The following is a 20,428-nucleotide window of genomic DNA, read 5'->3' as shown; positions in this document are numbered from 1 at the left end:
GTGACGAACCGCAAGCCCCTCCTCGACGACCGGAAGGAAACGGCCGTGACCGTGGCCCGGACCGGCCTGCCCGCCCTGGTGGCGCGGCACGCCGAACACACCCCGCACGCCCTCGCGGTGGCGGACGGCGACACCACCCTCACCTACGCCCAACTGGCGGGCGCGGCCCGCCGGTTGGCGGCCCACCTTCACGAGCAGGGCGTACGCCCCGGCGACTTCGTGGCGCTCCTCATGCCGCGCTCGGCCAGGACCGTCGTCGCCCAGCTCGCCCTGTGGTGGACGGGCGCGGCCTGCGTACCCCTCGACCCGGCGCACCCCGGGCCCCGTACCGCGGCCATGCTCGAAGACTCGGGCGCCACGCTCACCGTCGGCGACAGCAAGCTGCTCGAAGCGGCCGGCACACCGGGCGCCACCCTGGCGCTGCCCGGCGACGAGCAGCTGGCCGACGCGGAGATGCCCGGCGACGGACCGGGCCCCGACGACACCGCGTTCGTCATGTTCACCTCCGGCTCCACCGGCCGTCCCAAGGGCGTGGCGATCCACCACGGCGCCATCGCCGAACTCGTCACCGACCCGGACTACGTCACCGTCACCGCACGCGACCGGGTGCTCCTCCACTCCCCGGCGACGTTCGACGGCTCCACCTTCGAGGTGTGGTCGGCGCTCGCCAACGGCGCGGCCGTCGTGGTCTGCACCACCGAGCGGCCCTCGTTCGAGGACCTGGCCAAGGAGGTGGAGCGGCACGGCGTCACCGTCGCGTTCTTCACCACGGCCCTCTTCCACCAGCTCGCCGCACGCCGCTCCCGCGTCTTCTCCTTGCTGCGCACGGTCGTCGTGGGCGGCGAGGCGATGGCCGCCCAGCACGCCCGCGCAGTCCTGCGTGCCTTCCCCTGGGTCGAGCTCGTCAACGGCTACGGCCCCACCGAAGCCACCACCTTCGCCACCACCCACCGCGTCACCGACGCCGACTGCGACGGCCCGGTGCCGATCGGCCGCCCCATGGCGGGTGCCACCGCCCACATCCTCGACGAGGCGTTCCTGCCCGTCACCGACGGCGCCCAGGGTGAACTGTGGATCGGCGGCAGCCGCCTGGCCCACGGATACACCCGGCAGCCCGAGCTGACCGCCGAGCGCTTCGTCGACCACCCCACCCTCGGCCGCCTCTACCGCACGGGCGACCTCGTCTCGGCCCGCCCCGACGGCGTCCTCGACTTCCACGGCCGCACCGACGACCAGGTCAAGGTGCGCGGCTTCCGCATCGAGCCGGGCGAGATCGAGCACGCCCTGCGCGAGCAGCCGGACGTGGACGACGCAGCCGTCACCGTACGCCGCCCCACCCCCGACGACGCGCGCCTGGCCGCCTTCGTGGTGGCCGCGCCGGGCCCGGTACCCCGCCCCGACGCCCTCCTGGGCCGGCTCACCGCGTTGCTGCCCGCGCACCTGGTCCCGGCCGAGCTGACCGTCGTCGACCGGCTGCCGCTCACCACCTCCGGCAAGGTGGACCGCCGGGCGCTCGCGGACCTCGCCACGGCCGCCGAGACCATCGGCGCAGCCGAGCCGCTGACCCCGCTCCAGCAGGCCGTCGCCGAGGTGTGGAGCCGCTCGCTGGGCTGCGAAGTCACCCGTCCCGACGCCGACTTCCTCGACCTGGGCGGCCACTCCCTGCTCGCCCTCGTCGTAGCCGAGGAGCTGCGCGAAGACCTCGGTGTCGAACTGTCGCTGCCCGACTTCTTCACCGCACCCACGGTCGCCGGACACGCCGCCCTGGTCGAGCGCGCCCTGCTCGCCGCCCACACCGATCTGCACCCCGACGCGCCCAAGGACACCGATGGCCACTGACACCTCCGCCGCCCTGCAGGAAGAGCTGCTGCGCAGGGCCCGCGCCCGCGCCACCGGCCGCTCCACGACCCCGGCGCCCGCAGCCGCCCGCGCCGCCGGCCCCGCCCCGCTCACCCACGCCCAGCGCCGCATGTGGCTGATGGAACGGCTCGGGCAGAACGGCGCCCAGTACAGCGTGCCGTTCGCGACCCGGCTGCATGGCCCGCTCGACGTGGCCGCCCTCGGCTCCGCCCTCACCGAGCTGGTACGCCGCCACGAAATCCTGCGCACCCGCTACGGCCGCGACGGCGAAGAGCCGTACCAGGAGACGCTGCCCGCCCCCGAGGCGGTCACCGTGCAGGTGGTCGAGTCGCCCGGCGACGGCAACCACCTCCTGACCGAAGAGGCCCGCCGCCCCTTCGACCTGGCAGCGGACACGATCCCGCGCGCCCTCGTCCTGCGCCACGGCCCCGAGGACCACACCATCCTCCTGACGTTTCATCACATCGCCATCGACGGCGCCTCGTTGGAGACCGTCGCCGACGAACTCGCCGCACTGTACGAGGCCGCCGTGAACGGGCGCCCCTGCGAGCTGCCCGAACCCCCGCAGTACGCGGACTTCGCACGCCGCGAGCACACCGACGCGGCCCGCCTCGACGACGGACTCGCCCACTGGACCCGCCGCCTCGCCGGAGCCACCCCGCCCCGGCTGCCCCGGCCCGCCACCCCGCCCGCCGACGCGGCCGAACACCCCGCCGCCACCCGCACCACCGAACTCGGCGAACAGGTGCTGCCCGCGCTGCGCGAGCTGGGCCGCGAGCGCCGGGCCACGGTGTTCACGGTGGGCCTGGCCGCCGCGTTCGCCGCGCTGCACCGCCTCACCGGCGAGCTCGACCTCGTCATCGGCTGCGCCGCCACCCACCGCGAGGGCCAGGCGATGCGCGGCCTGGTGGGCCTGTGCGTCAACACCCTTCCGGTACGCGTCGACCTGTCCGGCGACCCCACCTTCGCCACCCTCGTCGAGCGCGTACGCGACGCGCTGCTCGAAGCGCAGCAGCACCGCGAGGTGCCGTTCGACCTGATCCTGGAGCGGCTCGGCGCCGCCGCCCGGGGCGACGACGGCACCGCCCTGGTGCGCGTCACCTCGGACGTCGTGGGGGAGCCAACTGCTCTAAAACTGCCGGGACTTGAGGCGCGTGCCGTCGAAGTGGGCGTGGGCGAGGCCAAGTTCGACCTCACCTTCGGCCTGCTGGACGAGGACACTCCCGCGAGCCTGGTCCAGTACGGCCGGGCCGCCCTCGACGAGGAGACCGGCCTGGCCCTGGCCGCATCCTTCGCCGAACTGCTGACCGCCGTCGCGGGCAACCCCCACCTCGCGCTCTCCCGGCTGCCCGGCCGGCTCGCACAGCCGCGGACCGCCGCGGGACACCCCGCCGAAGCCCGGCTGCGGGCCCACCCCGAGATCGCCGACGCACACGTACCGGACCCGGCGGGCGGCCCGCTGCTCGCCTACGCGGTACTGCGCCGCACCGGAGGGCCCTCGCCCGCACAGCTCCGCGCCCACCTGCGCGGCGTGCTCGGGCGCGAACTGGTCCCGGCCGCCGTGACGCTGCTCGACGAGATGCCCCGTACGGCCGACGGCACGGTGGACGCGGGGAGGCTGCCCACCGGCCCGCGTCCCGCGCTGCCGAAGAGCCCCCACCTCGAAGCGGTGACGGAGGCGTTCGCGGGCCTCCTCGGCCAACGCCCCGGCCCGGACGACGACTTCTTCGCGCTCGGCGGGCACTCGCTCGCCGCCGTCCAGCTCGCCGAACGTCTGCGGTCCGCCCTCACGCTGCCGCTCATCGGCCTCGACATCATGCAGACCCGAACGCCACGAGCCATCGCGGCACTGCTCGACGCCCGCGAGGCGGAGCGGGCGACGGCCACCGCTTGCGCCGCCACGACCGCGCGCCCGCGCCGGGCACGCGAGGGTACGGTCCTGGTGACCGGCGGCACAGGGGGCGTCGGCGCCTTCGTCCTGCGCGAACTGGCCGCACAGGGACGGCCGGTGCTCGCGCTCGCCCGCCCCGAGTCGGCACACCTGGTCGGGGGCGACGGCATCGAGGTGATCGAGGGCGACCTCGGCGACCTGGACAGCCTGCGTGCCGCCGTCGCAAGTGCCGACGCGGTGATTCACGCCGCGTGCACCTTCACCCGCCCCGAGGTGGACGTGGCCGCGATGGAGGCCATGGTCGACGCCTGGCGCGGAGGCCCGTTCGTCTTCGTGAGCAGCGTGGACGCCTATGGGCAGCCCGTGAGCGGACAGGTCGCCGAGGAGTCGTCGTCGCACGCGCCGCTGAGTGCGTACGGACAGGCCAAGCTCGATTGCGAGCGGCTCCTGTTGAAGGCGGCCGGCACGCAGGGGCGCGGCGGCGCGAGCGCGGTGCGCTCGCCCATCGTGTGGGGGCCCCACGACCGGCTCCGCGACCAACTGCGCTGGGGCGCCACGGGGTTGCTGTACCAGGCGGCCCTGGCCGGCCGGCCCATCAGCCTGCCGGCCGCCGGTTCCGGCGGGCACGACTGGTACGGGGCCGCCTGGGTGCACGCGGCCGCCCTGGCCCGCGCCGTGACCGCCTGCCTCGACGCGCCGGTCCACGGTGTGGCCAACGCCGTGAGCGGGCACGTGTCCTGGTCCGACCTGACCGCCGAGCTGGTGACACTGCTCGGCAGTGACAGCGCCGTCACGTTCGACGACGAGGTGCACCGCGACCTCGACCACCGCTGGCACTACCGCGCGGACCGCCTCGCGACGGCTCTGCGCCCGGCGGCAGGCGAGGATCTGCATGCGGTGCTCGCCTCGATGATCAAGGGCATGGAGGCATAAGCAGGTTGGCTTGTGCGGCAGTTGAGGCGCCCGTCGTACTTGAGTACGTCTGTACTCGGGTACGTGCGGGCGCCGCTGTCTGTCAGGGACAGGCGTGGTGTCCCCAGGGCGGGGTAACGCTACCGGCGGCAGGTGAAGATGCCCCAGCTCAGTTGGTCCTCGCGGCAGGCATCCACCCACAGGGGCAGATTCTCCAGGAGGCTCTCCACATAAGCCGGGCTGATGACGTCACTCAGCTCCGTGGCACGACTCCGGGTCTCCTCGGTGAGCCGGAGGTAGTGGGTGAGCAACTGGTCGCTTCGGTCGTCGAACTCGACGTGTGTCAGGCCGAGTTCGGCCAGCTGGCGGAGATAGAACGACGGCGTGGCGAACTCCTCCACACCGAGGCGGGCCACCACCGGGCGCAGCGCCTCGGGCGGCGCGGAATCGGCGGCCATGAGGTCGGTGTAGACCAGGACGCCCCCCGGCTTGAGGACCCGGACGGCCTCGCTGAGCAGCCGCTCGCGGTCCCCGCTGTGACAGAAGGCCTCCTGCGACCACACCACGTCGAACCGCTCGGCCGGGAAGGGAATGTCCTGGAAGGAACCGGCGACCACCTCGATGAGCCCGTCGAGCCCGCGCTCGGCATTGGTCTTGCGGTGCCGGTCGTTCTGTCCCTCGCTGATGTTGAGCGCGACGACCCGGCAGCCGAACTCACCCGCCAGACGGCGGGCCGGGCCGCCGTATCCGGATCCCAGATCCAGTACGGTGCAGCCGGGAGCGAGCCGGTCGGCGATCTTCGCGGCAGCCGTCTCGACCGTGCGCCGGGAGGCATCGGCGACCGGCTCCCGGTCATGGGCGTAGATCCCGGTGTGAATGTCCTCGCCGCCCCAGACCTCGGCGTAGAAGGCGTCGACGTCGCTCGTGTCGTAATAGCGGCGTGCCGACTCGGCGGCACCTGTCGTGCTCTCATGACTCATCGCTGCTGTCCTTGCTGTTGCTCGTGTGCTGGCGCATGCTCGTGCTCGTGCGTCTCCGAGTGCTGAAAGTGACGTTGACCGGACCATAACCGGACCTTCCGCGAAGATCAGGAGGGCCAATTCGGCCACACGGCCGGGGTGTTGAGATGAGCTGGCCGACGCGCCGAGCCATGTGGCGCAACCACATGAGTGGGGCGGCTGTGGCGCGCGGCAACATGGTGGCCCAGCACGTGTGGGCTGCGCATATGGCTCGCGTACGCCGCCAGACAGTCGGCTGCGTACAGTTGTCCGCCGACCGTAGGTCGGCCTCACCTGTGTGGCCGACCCTGTTTCACCCGCCAGGAGTTCACGTGTTTTTCCCGCGCGCCCGTCAGTCCACCCACGCCACCGGCCGGCCGACGGCATGGAGGGCCGCCACGGCGGGTGCCCTGGTGCTTCCGCTGGCGCTGCTCGCGCTGGAGATCCGGGCCGGCTCGACGGCCCAGGCGCAGACGCGCGAGCCGGTGAACAGCGGGCAGGGCATCGCGGCCGAGGCCGTCGCGCACGGCACCAGGGCTCCGCTCGCGGCAACCGTCTCGGAGGGGCAGGTGAAGGAGGTCGCCCCGGGCGGTGTCATCACGTACCCGAGTGTCACCAGCTGTCTCACGGTGACGGTCCGGCTGCGCGGCGGCGGCCTGGTGGGTGCGCACGCCAGCCTGTTCCAGGTGCCGGGGGAACTGCGCTCCGACGAGATACTGCCCGCCCTCAAGGCCCTCGTCGGCGGTCGGCCGGTGGCCGCGATCGAGGTCAAGGGGGCGGTCGGCGCCTGGCATCCGAGCTACTTCACGAAGGCGATCGAGAGTTACGGCGACGGGGAGCAGGTCCCGGTCCCGAGCGGCCAGGACGTCGCCGGGATCGCCCGCGCCGTGGCCGACGGACTCGGCCGTGCCCGCCACATCGTGACGGTCCAGGACGTGCCGGACGGCGACCAGATCGTCCACTGACCCACGCCGACGACCCGCTCCGGTGATCCGCCGTCGGCCCACGCTGCCGACCCGCAGTGTCGCACCGCGCCGTACCGCTCTGCTGAAGCGCTCGTCAGGAGCCGTGGCCGGAGCGGGTGCCGGTGCCGGAGCGGGTGGGGGACTCGGTGTGGCCGGCGGCGTCGGCCGTGCCCGGGTCGCCGTCCTCGGGGGAGGCCGCCGCCTCGCACAGCACCTCCACCCGCTGTACGAGGTTGTTGCCGAAGCCGCCGCGGTTCCAACTCTGCTCGAGCGGCTGAGAGTTGCCCTCGGCGTCGGTGGCCCGGACGCTGAGGACATGGGTGCCGGGTGTCGCCGTCCAGGGTGCCTGCCAGTGCCGCCAGGCCCAGTCGTGGCCGTGCGGCGGCACGTCGAGTTCGGCGTCGTACCAGCCGCGTGAGGCGTCCGTGCTCACCTCGACCCGTACGACCGGGGCCAGGCCGGACCAGGCGCGGCCTTCCAGGAAGTGCGGCCCGGGCCGCACCACGCGCGTACGGGACATGAAGTCCGGGAAGCCCGGCGGGACCATCAGCGCGCGTGGGGCGATGCGGGTCACCGCCTCGCCCGGATCGTCCGCCGCCTGCCGGTAGCGGTAGGCCACTTGCTGCTGGAAGCCCGTGAACTCCGTGTCGATGACGGTGATGTCCCGCAGCCACTTCACCTGCGCCATGCCGTACCACCCGGGAACCACCAGCCGCAGCGGATAGCCGTGCTGCGGCGGCAGGGGAGCGCCGTTCATCGCATAGGCCACCATCACCTCGGGATCGCGGCCCGTGGCCACCTCCAGCGGCAGGCTGCGCCGGTAGTCCTGTTCGACGCCGCGCTCCAGGCCGTGGTCGGCGCCGGTGAAGACCACCTCGACGGAGCCCGGTGCCACACCGCATGCGGCGAGGAGGGTGCGCAGTGGTACGCCCGTCCACTCGGCGGTGCCGATTCCTTCGACGAGCCAGGGCTGGCTCACGGGCCTCGGTGTGAGCCGGGCCCGGCCGTTGCCCGCACATTCCATCGTCACCCGGTGTGTGGCAGACGGGAAGGACCGCAGCGCCGCCATGTCGAGTGTGAGAGGGGTACGCACCCGGCCACCTAGGGTGAGCGCCCATGTGTGGGCGTCCGCGGCAGGGATGTCGTAGTGGACCAGCACATAGTGCAGCCCCGGCGGTGTGAGGTCGTACCGCAGGGACTCCAGGGGCATGCCGTGATTGCGGGTCGCGAGCGCCAGTTCCTCGGGGCTGATGCCCTCGGCCGGCTCGGCGAGGCGCCCCGGTGGACTGATGGCACCCATGCGACCGTCCATGCATCCATGGTGCGCCCGGGGAGCGGATCCCGGCATCCCACCCCACAACGTGCGACGGAACGGGGCGGTGAGCCACCGATTGCGGGTCCGCGCGTCCGGCGGGACGCTTGAAGGGTCAGCCCTGTGGCGTCCGACCGCGCGTGCGGCCCGAGAAGGTGCCGGGGCCACCGGCGCGCGCGTGTCACCACCGGCAGCCCAGCAGGGGAATGCCGGGCGGACACGGCCCCCCACCGTGCCCTCTGCAAGGAGATCGTCATGGACGGCACGACGCTGGAGGCGATGCGGACCGTGCTGCGCGGCCCGGTCATCGGCCCGAACGACCCGGAGTACGACGAGTCCCGGTCGATCTACAACGCGATGATCGATCGTAGACCGGCCGCGTTCGTGCGCTGCACGGACGCCGCGGATGTCATCGACGCGGTCGACTTCGTGCGGGACCACGGCCTCGAACTGGCGGTACGCGGCGGCGGACACAGCGGCGCCGGCCTGTGCCTGGTGGACGACGGCGTCACCCTCGACCTGTCGCCGATGCGCTGGGCGCGCGTCGACCCCGTGACCGAGACCGCACAGGTCGGCGGCGGCAGCGTGCTCGGCGACCTCGACCACGCGGCCCACGGATTCGGCCTCGCCACCCCCGCTGGCATCATGTCGACGACGGGCATCGCGGGCCTCACCCTCGGCGGCGGCCACGGCCACCTCACCCGCAAGTACGGCCTGACCGTGGACAACCTGCTCGCCGCGGACGTGGTGCTCGCCGACGGCACCTTCGTCACCGCCACCGAGCGGGACAACCCCGACCTCTTCTGGGCGCTGCGCGGCGGCGGAGGCAACTTCGGCGTCGTGACCTCCTTCACCTTCCGGCTGCACCCGGTGCACACGGTGGTGCTCGGGGTGACCCTGTGGACGCTGGACCGGATCGGTGACGTGCTGCGCTGGTACCGCGACTTCCTGCCACAGGCGCCCAACGACCTGAACGGCTTCTTCGCCGCGCTCGTCGTCCCGCCGGGGCCGCCGTTCCCCGAGGAGATCCACGGCCACAAGATGTGCGGGGTGGTGTGGTGCTGGACGGGTGACCCGGACGCCTCCGACAAGACCTTCGAACCGGTCAACGAGGCGGGCCCGCCGACCTTCCACTTCACGAGCCCGATGCCGTACCCCATGCTGCAGGCCATGTTCGACGAGCTGATCCCCAAGGGGCTGCAGTGGTACTGGCGAGGGGACTTCTTCGACCGAATCACGGACGGCGCCATCGACGTGCACGCCAAGTACGCCGAAGGCCTGCCCACCAACCTGTCGACGATGCACCTGTACCCGGTCGACGGCGCCGCCCACCGCGTCGCCCAGAAGGACACCGCCTGGGCCTACCGGGACGCCATGTGGTCCGGAGTCATCGGCGGCATCGACCCCGACCCGGCCAACGCCGAAGTCGTCCGGCAGTGGTGTGTCGACTACTGGGGTGAGCTGCACCCACACTCGATGGGTGGTTCCTATGTGAACTTCATCGGTGCCGGAGAGGGCCGGGACCGGGTGAAGGCCACATACCGCGACCACTACGACCGCCTGGCATCGATCAAGCGGCTGTACGACCCGCACAACCTGTTCCACGCCAACCAGAACATCGAGCCCGCCGCATAGCCGCGGGTGGACCGGGACGGCTCGTTCAGCGCAGTGTCGTCGGGGGCAGGAACTCGCGGGGTGCCTCACGGTGCCACCACGCCCCGGTCGTACGGAGTTCCTGCCAGGTGGTGAAGCGGTAGCGCCACATGTGGGCACGGATGAACACCGGCGGGTCATCGGGAAAAGGGTTGTGCCGCAGCAGGCGCAGCGTGTCGCGGTCGTTGACCAGGAGCCGCTCGACGAATCCGCCGAACCAGGAGTACCCGTACGACGGCGAGAGCGCGAGAAACCAGAGAAGCCAGTCGAGCCGCAAATGGTAGGGCGCGAACTGACGCGGAAGGCGCCGCACATCGCCCGGCTTCCCATGGAATTCGTATTCCCGCCAGACCGTCTGCGGGGTGATCTCCGCGTCCGCAGTCCCTTCGACGACGACCTCGTGCCGGATCCGCGTGATGCTGCCGAACGCCCCATAGGAATTCACCAGATGCAGCGGTTCGTACGTCGTGTTCATCCGCTGCTGATGCGAGAGGAGATTGCGGGCGGGCCGATAGCTGAGCGCCAGGACGAGTACGGCGACCAGGATGACCAGGGTCTCGTACCAGAGCGGGGGACCGGGAAGCGAGGGCGGTTCGGCGATGAGGGAGCCGTCCAGGGCGGAGGCGGCGAGGACGATGGTCAGCCAGTTCAGCCAGGCGAAATTGCCGGAGAGGACCAGCCACAGCTGGGTGCAGATGATGAGGCAGGCGGCGACACTCGCCACCGGCTGCGGAGTGAACAGGGCGACGGGGACGACGAGTTGGACGAAGTGGTTGGCCGCCACCTCGGCGCGGTGGAGCGGCTTCGGCAGATGGTGGAAGAACCAGCTCAGCGGGCCGGGCATCGGCTGGGTCTCGTGGTGGTAGTACAGGCAGGTCAGATCGCGCCAGCACGGATCGCCGCGCATCTTGATCAGCCCGGCGCCGAACTCGACGCGGAACAGCACCCAGCGCAGCAGCCACAGCAGCACCACCGGCGGCGCGACCTCGTCGTTGCCCAGAAAGACCGCGAGGAATCCGGCCTCCAGGAGCAGCGACTCCCAGCCGAAGCCGTACCAGGTCTGGCCCACATTGACGATCGACAGATACAGCGCCCACAGCACCGCCCAGCACACCATCGCCGCCCAGAGCGGCACGGCATCGGCCGCCCCCGCCACCACGGCCCCGGCAAGCAGCACACCCGTCCACGCACACGAGGCGAACAGCCGGTCGGAATACCGAAGTTGGAACAGGCTCGGCGCGCTGCGGAACGGCACGCGCCGGACGAAATCGGGCACAGGAAGCATTCCGTGTTCCCCGATGAGCGCCCGGAACTGCAGGGCCGCCGCCAGGAACGCCACCCCGTAGACGGCCGCGAGGGAGCGCTGGAAGACGAGCCGGCCGAGCCAGTAGGCCGACGACGAGAACCACTCCACGGTGGGGGCGCCTCCTGGTGCGAGTGGGCAGCGGGGAGAGTATGCGCCCTCTTCGTAGCGGGGATCGAGGTGCCACGTCGAGGCGGTGCACGGCCGCTTCACCCGCTCGCGCCAGAACCGTGATCATCGGACCGGGCGGGTTCCTACAGGGCGCGGCACAGCAGGGCGGCCGGCGCCGGGGAGGCGCCGACGCGCCCGGTGAAGGCGATTCCGGCCGCGTATTCCCCCTGGCCGCACTGCCCTTTGTAGCGGCCGTACGCGAAATCCCCGCCGGGGGAACCGGCCGGGCGGTTGTCGCCCCGGTCGAACCACACGGTGCGGCCGGCCGTCCCGAGAGAGCTGCGGGCGGGGACGCACAGGGCCGAGGCCGTCGCCTCGCCCCGCACGCCGTAGCCGGTCAGGAACTGCCCCGCTGGGCACTCCAGCTTCGTATAACCGCCGGCCCAGTCGCCGTGGGTGACGTACCGCTCGTCGCGCACGACGGTGTAGGTGTCGCCCGCCGCGCGCAGGTCGCCCGCACCCACGTCGGTGCACAGCCCGCGGCCGCCGCCGTGGGCCAGGCCGATGAGCCGCTGGCCGTCGGGGCAGACACCCTTGCGGGCCCCCGGGTCCCAGTCGCCAACGGCTGCCATGCCGAGCGAGCGGACGGCGTCCGCATGGTCGAGGTCCAGCATGTTCCAGCGGGCCGGTGTCGCGATCTGGCCGGTGCGGGAGGGGGAGTTGAGCAGAACCCCCCAGCCCGCCGTGCGCCAGTCCGTCCCGTCGAGGATTCCGGATCGGTGCCCTTCGGGGTCGTACCGCAGCAGGGCGAAGTCGTCGCCCTGGCCGGCCGGTCCGCGCAGGCCGACCAGCGGCCAGTACCCGAAGTCCGTGTCGTTCGCGGCCAGGTAGTCCGTGAAATCGGTGAACCAGGCGCGCGCCTTGGGGTCCGTCGCCGAGGCGCCGGTGCCGAATTCGCTGACCCACAGCGGCGCCGTGTAATGCAGGCCCTCGTCGGTGACGAAGAACGCCTCCTGGCGCAGTACGTCGTACAGGTCGGCGCGGGACAGGTCCTGGTAGCGCGGGTCGTGGGTCTCTCCGGTGCCGTACGCGCCCGAGTGGTTGGGGCCGGTGAAGCCGTAGAAGTGCGCCGAATACACCAGCTTTCCGGACCGCAGCAGGGTGTGCGAGAGGGTGCGGACGGGGGTGAGGGTGGGGCGGCCGTGGGGGAGGCCGTCGGCCGGGATGCCCGTCCAGTTGATTCCCTCGATGACGACGAGCAGATCCGGATCGGCCGTGGTGAGGATGCGGTCGGCCGCCTCCTGCGCGGCGGTGAACCAGTCGTGGTCGTCGCCGTTGCCCCAGTTGGGGTCGTCCCATAGGTTGCGCCGCACCTCGTTGTACAGGTCGGCGCCGACCACCCGCTTGTTGTCCCGGTAGCGGCCCGCCATGAATGCCCAGTCGTCCACCCACTGGGCGGTCGACTGCGAGGTGTTCCAGCGTTCGTTGCCATCGAGGCCACAACACCAACGCGCCGTATTGGTGTGGTTGTTGAGGACGACGGCGAAGCCGTCCCGGGTGAGGGCGGACACGACGGCGTCGTACACCTGGAGCGGGGTGCTGCCGCGGAGCTGTGGGTTGGCGGCGACCGCGGCGTCAGGGACGGGGGTGGTGTTGTGGATGAGCGCGTTGGAGAAGGGGAGCCGCACACTGTTGATGCCCAGGCGGTGGAAGTCGGCAAGGAGGGTGGCGATCGGCACCCGGTCGATGCCGACGGGCATGTTGTACGAGTCCTCGCCCGCATGGTGGGTGGCGGGGTCGTCGATGTTGCCGGAGCCCGACCAACTGCCTTGTGCGCCGCCCCAGTTGGCGGACTTGAGCTTGAAGCGTGCGCCGGTCGCGTCAACGATGTAGCGGCCCCGGGTGGAGAGCGGCCCGGTCCAGGACTCCGCGAGCGGCTCGGTCCTCTGCTGCGTCGGGCTCGCCGTGGTCACCGCCACGGGGCTCCCCTGTGGGGCCGCGCCCGCGGGAGTGCCGACGAGTAGGCCGACAAGCGCGGTCAGGGCCAGGGTGCCGCGCGGCAGTAGCCGAAACATCCGTACTCCGTCTCAAGTGACCGCCCTGGAAGCCGGGTTGGGACGGTCGGCGGACATCGGATGGGGCCGGCTGACAGCAGCATGGAGCGCTGTTACCGCCGGGTACAACGGGCTGCGTGGTAAAGGAATCGCCAAGAGAGCCCCGCCGCTCCCCAGGGGAAGGGGTGCCGGCGGGGCGTGTGGCCGAGAGGGGTGTGCGGCCGAGTGGTCAGACGTTGACGCCGTAGTCGGAGGCGATGCCGGCCAGACCGGACGCGTAACCCTGGCCGACGGCGCGGAACTTCCACTCGGCGCCGTGCCGGTAGAGCTCGCCGAAGACCATCGCGGTCTCGGTCGAGGCGTCCTCGCTCAGGTCGTAGCGGGCCAGTTCGGCACCGCCCGCCTGGTTGATCACGCGAATGTAGGCGTTGCGCACCTGGCCGAAGCTCTGGCCGCGGGCCTGTGCGTCGTGGATCGAGACCGGGAAGACGATCTTCGAGACCGGGCCGGGGACCGCGGTGAGGTCGATGTTGATGGTCTCGTCGTCACCCTCGCCCTCACCGGTGAGGTTGTCGCCGGTGTGCTGGACCGAACCGTCCGGGCTGGTCAGGTTGTTGTAGAAGACGAAGTGGCTGTCGGAGAGCACCTTGCCGCTCTCGTTGCACAGCAGTGCGCTCGCGTCGAGGTCGTGGTCCGTGCCGGTGGTCGTCCGCACGTCCCAGCCCAGGCCGACCGTGACGGCCGTCAGCCCGGGGGCTTCCTTGCTCAGCGAGACATTGCCGCCCTTGGCCAGGCTCACGCCCATGTTTTTCCTCCGTGGTTGTGCCGGTTCCGTCCTCCGGTTACAACGCGCGGAACGCAGCTACGGTTCCATGATTGCGCAATCCCTGAAATGTGGATCATTGTCGGCGGTTCGCTGCCGCCATGTGCTCGCGCGGCCGCGAGGCCCGGCGGCGCGCTGGGCGCGGCGAGGTCCGCGAACACTCGGACCGCGTTGTGCCACCCCCGTGTCAAGTGGGCGTGAAAGCCGCCCGGATGCGACGCGGGCCCGATGACGCCGGATGCGCGGTGGTGCGTCCGTCGCGTGATGGACCTCACCATAGTTCAATGGTTGCGCAAGCTTTAAAGTAACGGCATGGATGTGGGGACGGGTGCAATGGATGCAGGGGCGGAGATGTGCAGGGAAGTGGCCGTGCTGGCGGGTGGCCCCGCGGACGGACTGCGCATGTACGTCAAGGGCCGCCCGTCGGTGGTGCAGGTGACGTACTCCTGCGCATGGGAGTCGCCGGTGCCGGGGGTGCGCGCCGAGGCGGTGTATGTGTACCGCCGCAACCACCGCATCCATGAAGAGCCCTTGCGTTACGGATTCGACGGCGCCAGCCCCTGAGTGGGCACGCCAGTACTATTAGGTGGGGGCGGTTCATCCCCTTCGGGGTGTGCCGGAAGCACTGGGGAGCGCGCGCATGGCAGGCGGTCGGGGCGGTCAAGAGGGGTCGGGGGCACGCGGTGGGTCCGAGGTGAGGGGACGGCAGCGCAAGCGCAGAGGGGTACGGCTGGGCCTGAGCATCACGCTGGCCCTGCTCGTCCTGGCGGCGGCAGGTGTGGGCTGGGCCTATATGCGGCTCGACGGGAACATCGACACGTTCAACGCGGACGGGATTTCCGGCGACCGCCCGTCGGCTTCGACCCAGGGCACGAACGTCCTGGTCATCGGCACGGACGCGCGCATCGGTGGCAACGACGAACTCGGCGGCGGAGACAAGAGCGACATAGGGCGCTCCGACACAGCCTTGCTGCTGCATGTGTACGCCGACCACAAGCACGCCGTCGCCGTCTCCATACCGCGCGACACCCTGGTCGAGATCCCACCCTGCAAACTGCCCGACGGCAGTTGGACCGAGCCGCGGATCAACACCATGTTCAACGCGGCCTACTCGGTGGGCGAGAGCGCCAAGGGCAACCCCGCGTGTACCCAGAACACCGTGGAGAAGCTGACAGGGCTTCGCGTGGACCACACCATGGTCGTCGACTTCAAGGGGTTCGCGAAGATGACCGAGGCCGTCGGCGGCGTCCAGGTCTGTCTGCCCCAGGACATCTACCAACGGGACCTCAACCCCAACCGCACCACCCGTGGCGACCAGATCTTCGCCAAGGGCCCGCAGACCGTCTCCGGCCAGAAGGCCCTGGACTACGTACGCATCCGGCACGGCATCGGCGACGGCTCCGACATAGGCCGGATACAACGCCAGCAGGCCTTCGTCGCCTCGCTCATCAAGAAGGTCAAGAGCGACGGCCTGACCCCCACCAAGCTCTTTCCGCTCGCGGACGCCGCCACCCAGTCCCTCACCGTGGACCCCGGCCTCGGCTCCGCCGACAAGCTGATCTCGTTCGCCATGTCCCTGCGCGACATGGATCTGCACAACACGAAGTTCATCACCCTGCCGTGGCGTTACCAGGGCGAACGCGTCGCCGTCGTCCACCCCGACGCCGAAGCACTGTGGGCCGCGCTCAAGGCCGACCGCACTCTCGACGGGCAGGACGCGGGCAATCACCAGAGCGAGCGGGTCGGCGCGACATCCCCCTCGCCGAGCGGCAGCGCAGCCGCCGTGGGCACGGGCATCTCCGTCGCCGTCTACGACGGCACCACCGTCACCGGTCTCGCCGCCCGCGCCTCGGACGCACTCAAGCAACACGGCTTCACCGTCACCAAGACCACCCCGGCCATGGTCCGTACGCAGACCAAGACGGTCATCGAGTACGGACCCGGTCAGCAGGGCCAGGCCGAGAAGGTCGCCCAGGTCTTCCCCGGCGCGGAAGTGACCTCGGCGGCGGCGCCCGGGATCAGCGTCATCCTCGGCCGGACCTACGCCGACGCCCCGCAGCCCACCGCATCGTCCGCCACCCCATCGTCCGCCACCGAATCACCCGCACCCACCGCCCTGCCCACCGGCGTGGCCGGAACCGCCCGCTCGGCCGACGACGACGTCTGCTCCAACCTTTCGTACGGCTGAGCCAGCACGGCAGTCCACAAGTGGGCTCGTACAGCAGCTATTTGACGCTGCGTCATACAGGTTCGTTCCGCGTCACCGCGGCAGAGTCACCCGGAAGACGGTGCGGCCCGGGCGGCTGGTGACGTCGACGGTTCCCTCGTGGGCCTGGGCGACCGCGAGCACGATGGCCAGGCCGAGACCGGAGCCCGCCGACACGGCGCGGTTGTGGCCGGCCCGCGTGAAGCGCTGGAACACCTCGGGCAGCAGGTCCTTCGGGATGCCCGGGCCGGTGTCCGCCACGCTCAACTCCCGTGCTCCCGTGCCAGTTTCACCGAGACGGAGGGTGATCTCGGTGCCTGGAGGGGTATGGGTGCGGGCGTTGGTGAGGAGGTTGGCGACGACCTGGTGGAGGCGGTGTTCGTCGCCGGTCACCATGACGGGCTCCTCCGGCAGGTCGAGCAGCCAGCGGTGACCGGGGGCGGCGGCGCGCGCGTCGCCGATCGCGTCAAGGGCGAGCCGGGTCAGGTCGACCGGCTCGCGCGCGAGGGGACGGCCCGCGTCCAGGCGGGCGAGCAGCAGCAGGTCGTCGACCAGGCCGGTCATGCGCTGTGTCTCGGACTGGATCCGCTCAAGCGCATGCCGCACCTCGCCCGGTACGGGGCCGCGGTGACGCAGGGCCAGTTCGGCGTGGGCGCGCACGGTGGCGACCGGAGTGCGGAGCTCATGACTGGCGTCGGCGGCGAAGTGGCGCAGCCGCTCCTCGCCGGCCTGCCGCTGGGCCAGCGCGTCCCCGACATGGCCCAGCATGCGGTTGAGCGCGGTGCCCACCTGGCCGACCTCCGTACGCGGATCGGTGTCGGGAACCGGGGCGGGCATCGCGATCTCCCCACTGGCCAGGGGGAGTCGGGTGACCTCGGCCGCCGTGGCAGCCATCCTGCGCAGGGGCCGCAGCGAGAGCCGTACCCACAGCGCTCCGGCGATTCCGGTGGCCGCGAGGGTGGCACCGAACACGACGGCCTCGACGACCTCCAGGCGGTGCAGGGTCTCCTCCACCGGCTCCAGCGGGAGCCCCGTGATCAGCACATCGCCGTCGTCGCCCGGCACCGCGACGACACGGTAGTGGCGCAGCGTCGACAGCCGGATGTCGTGGCCCCGCCCGTCGGCCGGCACGGCCGCGAGCGCGGCGCGGTCCGCGTCGGTGAGCGCCACGGCGGCGTCGGTCTGGGCGTGCACCACGGCGGCCTGGGTGGTCTCGCCGCGCAGCAGCCGGGCGCCGAACGTGCCGTTCGACTGGCCGCGGGTGTCCGGCTGGTTGTCGGCGTCGGGCTTCTCGTCGTGTTCGAGACTGGCCGCGAACCGGCCGCCGGACGCGCTGAGCTGCTGGTCGAGACGGCTGACCAGGAACCCTTCGAGGGCGAGCACGGACGTCACCCCGACGGCGAGACACGCCAGCGCCAGGAGCAGGACGAGCCCGGCCGTGAGGCGGGCCCGCAGCGTGCGGGGGAGACCGAGCCGCCCCGCGAGGCGCTGCTGCTTGACAAGGCGCGGGAGATCAGGCCGCTTCATGAGGGGTCGGGCTTCAGCACGTAGCCGACGCCGCGCACCGTGTGGATCAGCGGCACCCGGCCCGCGTCGATCTTCTTGCGCAGATAGCTGATGTACAGCTCGACGATGTGCGCGCGGCCGCCGAAGTCGTACGACCAGACCCGGTCCAGGATCTGGTCCTTGGACAGCACCCGGCGCGGATTGCGCATGAGGAAGCGCAGCAGCTCGAACTCGGTGCGGGACAGGTCCACGAGCCGGCCCGCCCGGCTGACCTCCATCGCGTCCTCGTCCATCACTAGATCGCCGACCACCAGGCGGTTCCCGCCCGGCTCGCGTGCCATGCCCGCCCGGCGCAGCAGCCCGCGCAGCCGGGCCAGCACCTCCTCCAGGCTGAACGGCTTGGTGACGTAGTCGTCGCCGCCCGCGGTGATGCCCGCGATGCGGTCCTCGACGGAGTCGCGCGCGGTCAGGAACAGGACACAGACGTCGGGCAGGCCGGCCCGCATCTCGCGCAGCACGTGCAGCCCGTCCAGGTCGGGCAGCATCCAGTCCAGGACCACCGCGTCGGGACGGAAGGCGGCCGCGGCGCTGAGAGCGCTCGCGCCGTCGGCGGCCGAGCGGACGTCCCAGCCCTCCGAGCGCAGGGCGCCGGACAAAACCTCCGTCAGATCGGGCTCGTCGTCGACGACGAGGATCCGGACGGGGCTGCCGTCGGGCCTGCGGAGCACAGCAGGTGGTGAAGGGTTTTCCATGGTGCTTCCAGCATCCCCCGCGCACCCCGCCGACAGGGGAACGCAGAGCTCTGAGTTTCCTCTGAATCACCTGTGGATCCGGATCCGGCGCCCCCCTTTCAGAGGGAACTCAGAAGTGCCGGTGTGAGGCTGGCCGCGCACCACCCACATGGTGCCGGACCACATGGTCCGCCGCCCGGAAAGGGGACCGGATGGCCGCCGGCATGTACGACAGCCGACCCGCTGCGCGCGTCCCGCACGCCGCACCGCGCGGCACCGCCTGGATACCCGTCGCCGCCCAGACCCTCATCTGGAGCGGCGCCGCAGGGGTCCTCGGCCTGTGGTGGAGCGACACCACATCGGTCGTCGGCCCGGGTGGATGGCTGACCGACGGGGGCCGCATCACCGGTCTCCTCGCCGGATACGCCTGCGCGGTCCTGCTCGGCCTCATGGCCCGTATCCCCGTGCTGGACCGGGGTGTGGGCACCGACCGCCTGGCCCGCTGGCACGCCATGGGCGGCCGCTACACCCTCTCACTCGCCCTCACCCACACCCTGCTGATCATCTGGGGCTACGCGGTCACCTCGCACGCGAACGTGGTGAGCCAGACCACCACCCTCGTGCTGCACTACCCGGACCTCCTGAAGGGCACCGCCGGATTCCTGCTCCTCGTGGGCACCGGCATCGTCTCCGCGCGCGTCGCCCGCCGCAGGCTGCGCTACGAGACCTGGCACTACCTCCACTTCGCGACGTACCTCGCGGTCTTCCTCGTCTTCGGGCACCAGCTCTCCAACGGCGCCGACTTCGTCGGAAACCGGCCGGCCCAGCTCGCCTGGTACGCGATGTACCTCGGCATCGCCGCACTGCTCCTGTGGTACCGCTTCGTCATCCCCGTCCGTCGCGCAATGCGCCACCGCCTGCGCGTCGCCGAGGTCCGCGGCGAAGCCCCCGGCGTCGTGTCCGTCCACCTCACCGGCGAACACCTCGACGAACTCGGCGCGGAACCGGGGCAGTTCTTCCGCTGGCGCTTCCTCGCTCCGGGCCTGTGGTGGGCCGCCAACCCGTACTCGCTCTCCGCCCCGGCCCACCACCGCCACCTGCGCATCACCGTGAAGGCCGTCGGTACCCACAGTGCCGCCCTCGCCACACTGGCCCCTGGCACCCGTGTGTGGGCCGAAGGCCCCTACGGCGGCTTCACCGCGGCCCGCCGCACCACAACCAGGACGCTGCTCCTGGGGGGCGGCGTCGGCATCACCCCGCTGCGCACGCTCCTGGAGACCCTGCCCGGCGACATCACCCTCCTCTACCGGGCCCGCCGCCCCGAAGACCTCGCGCTGCGCGGCGAACTCGACGCCCTCGCGGCGGCCCGCGGCGCCCGGATCCTGTACTCGGTCGACGAACCGGCCGCCCACTGCCTGCCGCTGACGGCCGCGGCCCTGCTCCAGTACGTGCCCGACCTCAGGGACCGGGACGTCTACCTCTGCGGCCCGCCCGGCATGACCGACGCGGCGCTGGGAGCCCTCCGCGACGCGGGAGTGCAGCGCCGCCGCATCCACCACGAGTCCTTCGCGTTCTGATGCGCGACCCGAAGCCAGAGGAGACCCGCCGTGCGCCGAGTCGCCGTCACCACCCTGTCGACCGCCGCGGGCGTGGTCCTGCTGCTCTCCCTCAAGCCCCACCAGAGCCATCCGCCCGCCGTGTCCGCACCCCGGCCGACCACCTCGACACCGCCGACGGCAGCCACCGGCACCCGCACCGGCGACTTCACCGGGGACGCCATCGACACCCGGTACGGGCCGGTCCAGGTGTCGGTCACCCTCGACAAGGGGCGACTCGCCGCCGTCCACGTCCTCCAGGTGCCCAGCGAGAGCGGGCGCGACCAGGAGATCGCGGCACGCGCCGTGCCCCGCCTGAACGAGGAGGCGCTCGGCGCGCAGAACGCCCGGATCGACGCCGTATCGGGCGCGAGTTACACCAGCGAGGGCTACATCCAGTCCCTGCAGAGCGCATTGGACAAGGCCGGTGCATGACGTGACCCGGGCGGCAGCGGGGCCGCACTCGACCGTTCCGGCCGGAGGGTCGCAGCCGCCCCGCGCCGCCGAC

General features: G+C 71.6%; 15 protein-coding genes. 8 read left to right on the top strand and 7 right to left on the bottom strand.

The genetic code is table 11. The features are described 5' to 3' along the window. Together IE206_RS03000 and IE206_RS02995 are read left to right on the top strand one after the other, a co-directional pair. Entirely contained in the window at nt 1-1,839 is a 1,839-nt protein-coding gene (locus IE206_RS03000; RefSeq protein ID WP_189960286.1) for a non-ribosomal peptide synthetase, read from the top strand. Beyond that, complete coding sequence (locus IE206_RS02995) at nt 1,829-4,684, top strand: condensation domain-containing protein (protein WP_189960285.1); 2,856 nt, start codon at nt 1,829-1,831, stop codon at nt 4,682-4,684. Before IE206_RS03000 ends, IE206_RS02995 begins: the two co-directional genes overlap by 11 nt. A gap of 119 nt (nt 4,685-4,803) precedes the next feature. Here IE206_RS02995 and IE206_RS02990 read toward each other — a convergent pair whose 3' ends face one another. After that, on the bottom strand, nt 4,804-5,643 hold the full coding sequence (locus IE206_RS02990) for an SAM-dependent methyltransferase (protein ID WP_189960284.1): 840 nt from the start codon (nt 5,641-5,643) through the stop codon (nt 4,804-4,806). A 350-nt stretch (nt 5,644-5,993) separates the two neighbouring features. Here IE206_RS02990 and IE206_RS02985 point away from each other — a divergent pair, with 350 nt between their 5' ends. Continuing rightward, the gene (locus tag IE206_RS02985; protein ID WP_226598678.1) at nt 5,994-6,626 is read left to right on the top strand and encodes a hypothetical protein; all 633 of its coding nucleotides are present in this window, start codon (nt 5,994-5,996) and stop codon (nt 6,624-6,626) included. Between the two features lie 94 nt (nt 6,627-6,720). Here IE206_RS02985 and IE206_RS02980 read toward each other — a convergent pair whose 3' ends face one another. Next, on the bottom strand, nt 6,721-7,938 hold the full coding sequence (locus IE206_RS02980) for a sulfite oxidase (RefSeq protein WP_189960283.1): 1,218 nt from the start codon (nt 7,936-7,938) through the stop codon (nt 6,721-6,723). Nucleotides 7,939-8,193: 255 nt separating this feature from the next. Between IE206_RS02980 and IE206_RS02975 the strand changes: the two genes are divergently transcribed. Next, nucleotides 8,194-9,573: an FAD-binding oxidoreductase gene (locus IE206_RS02975; protein ID WP_189960282.1), complete on the top strand. Its 1,380-nt coding sequence runs from the start codon at nt 8,194-8,196 to the stop codon at nt 9,571-9,573. A 25-nt stretch (nt 9,574-9,598) separates the two neighbouring features. Here IE206_RS02975 and IE206_RS02970 read toward each other — a convergent pair whose 3' ends face one another. The 3 genes from IE206_RS02970 to IE206_RS02960 form a co-directional block, all read right to left on the bottom strand. Beyond that, nucleotides 9,599-11,005, bottom strand: a complete 1,407-nt coding sequence (locus tag IE206_RS02970; protein ID WP_189960281.1) for a lipase maturation factor family protein — start codon at nt 11,003-11,005, stop codon at nt 9,599-9,601. Nucleotides 11,006-11,148: 143 nt separating this feature from the next. Continuing rightward, nucleotides 11,149-13,080 carry a glycoside hydrolase family 5 protein gene (locus IE206_RS02965; protein WP_189960280.1) on the bottom strand — a complete coding sequence of 644 codons (1,932 nt, stop codon included), beginning with the start codon at nt 13,078-13,080 and terminating at the stop codon, nt 11,149-11,151. Between the two features lie 208 nt (nt 13,081-13,288). Further along, nucleotides 13,289-13,864, bottom strand: a complete 576-nt coding sequence (locus IE206_RS02960; protein ID WP_053726797.1) for a TerD family protein — start codon at nt 13,862-13,864, stop codon at nt 13,289-13,291. A gap of 330 nt (nt 13,865-14,194) precedes the next feature. Here IE206_RS02960 and IE206_RS02955 point away from each other — a divergent pair, with 330 nt between their 5' ends. Together IE206_RS02955 and IE206_RS02950 are read left to right on the top strand one after the other, a co-directional pair. Next, nucleotides 14,195-14,446, top strand: a complete 252-nt coding sequence (locus tag IE206_RS02955) for a hypothetical protein (protein WP_226598676.1) — start codon at nt 14,195-14,197, stop codon at nt 14,444-14,446. A gap of 76 nt (nt 14,447-14,522) precedes the next feature. Further along, on the top strand, nt 14,523-16,070 hold the full coding sequence (locus tag IE206_RS02950) for an LCP family protein (RefSeq protein WP_189960279.1): 1,548 nt from the start codon (nt 14,523-14,525) through the stop codon (nt 16,068-16,070). Between the two features lie 72 nt (nt 16,071-16,142). Here the strand turns inward: IE206_RS02950 and IE206_RS02945 are convergent, their stop codons facing one another. Together IE206_RS02945 and IE206_RS02940 are read right to left on the bottom strand one after the other, a co-directional pair. Continuing rightward, the gene (locus IE206_RS02945) at nt 16,143-17,615 is read right to left on the bottom strand and encodes a sensor histidine kinase (protein WP_189960278.1); all 1,473 of its coding nucleotides are present in this window, start codon (nt 17,613-17,615) and stop codon (nt 16,143-16,145) included. Then, complete coding sequence (locus IE206_RS02940) at nt 17,612-18,346, bottom strand: response regulator transcription factor (RefSeq protein WP_189960277.1); 735 nt, start codon at nt 18,344-18,346, stop codon at nt 17,612-17,614. Before IE206_RS02940 ends, IE206_RS02945 begins: the two co-directional genes overlap by 4 nt. Nucleotides 18,347-18,537: 191 nt before the next feature. Here IE206_RS02940 and IE206_RS02935 point away from each other — a divergent pair, with 191 nt between their 5' ends. Further along, nucleotides 18,538-19,902, top strand: a complete 1,365-nt coding sequence (locus tag IE206_RS02935) for a ferredoxin reductase family protein (RefSeq protein WP_226598675.1) — start codon at nt 18,538-18,540, stop codon at nt 19,900-19,902. Between the two features lie 30 nt (nt 19,903-19,932). Then, on the top strand, nt 19,933-20,355 hold the full coding sequence (locus tag IE206_RS02930; RefSeq protein ID WP_189960276.1) for an FMN-binding protein: 423 nt from the start codon (nt 19,933-19,935) through the stop codon (nt 20,353-20,355). Nucleotides 20,356-20,428: the final 73 nt, after the last annotated feature.

It is taken from the genome of Streptomyces violascens (assembly GCF_014649955.1).
In the GTDB taxonomy this organism is placed as follows: domain Bacteria; phylum Actinomycetota; class Actinomycetes; order Streptomycetales; family Streptomycetaceae; genus Streptomyces; species Streptomyces violascens.
Note: the sequence above shows the minus strand (reverse complement) of the source record. Positions and strands in the feature narration are given on the sequence as shown.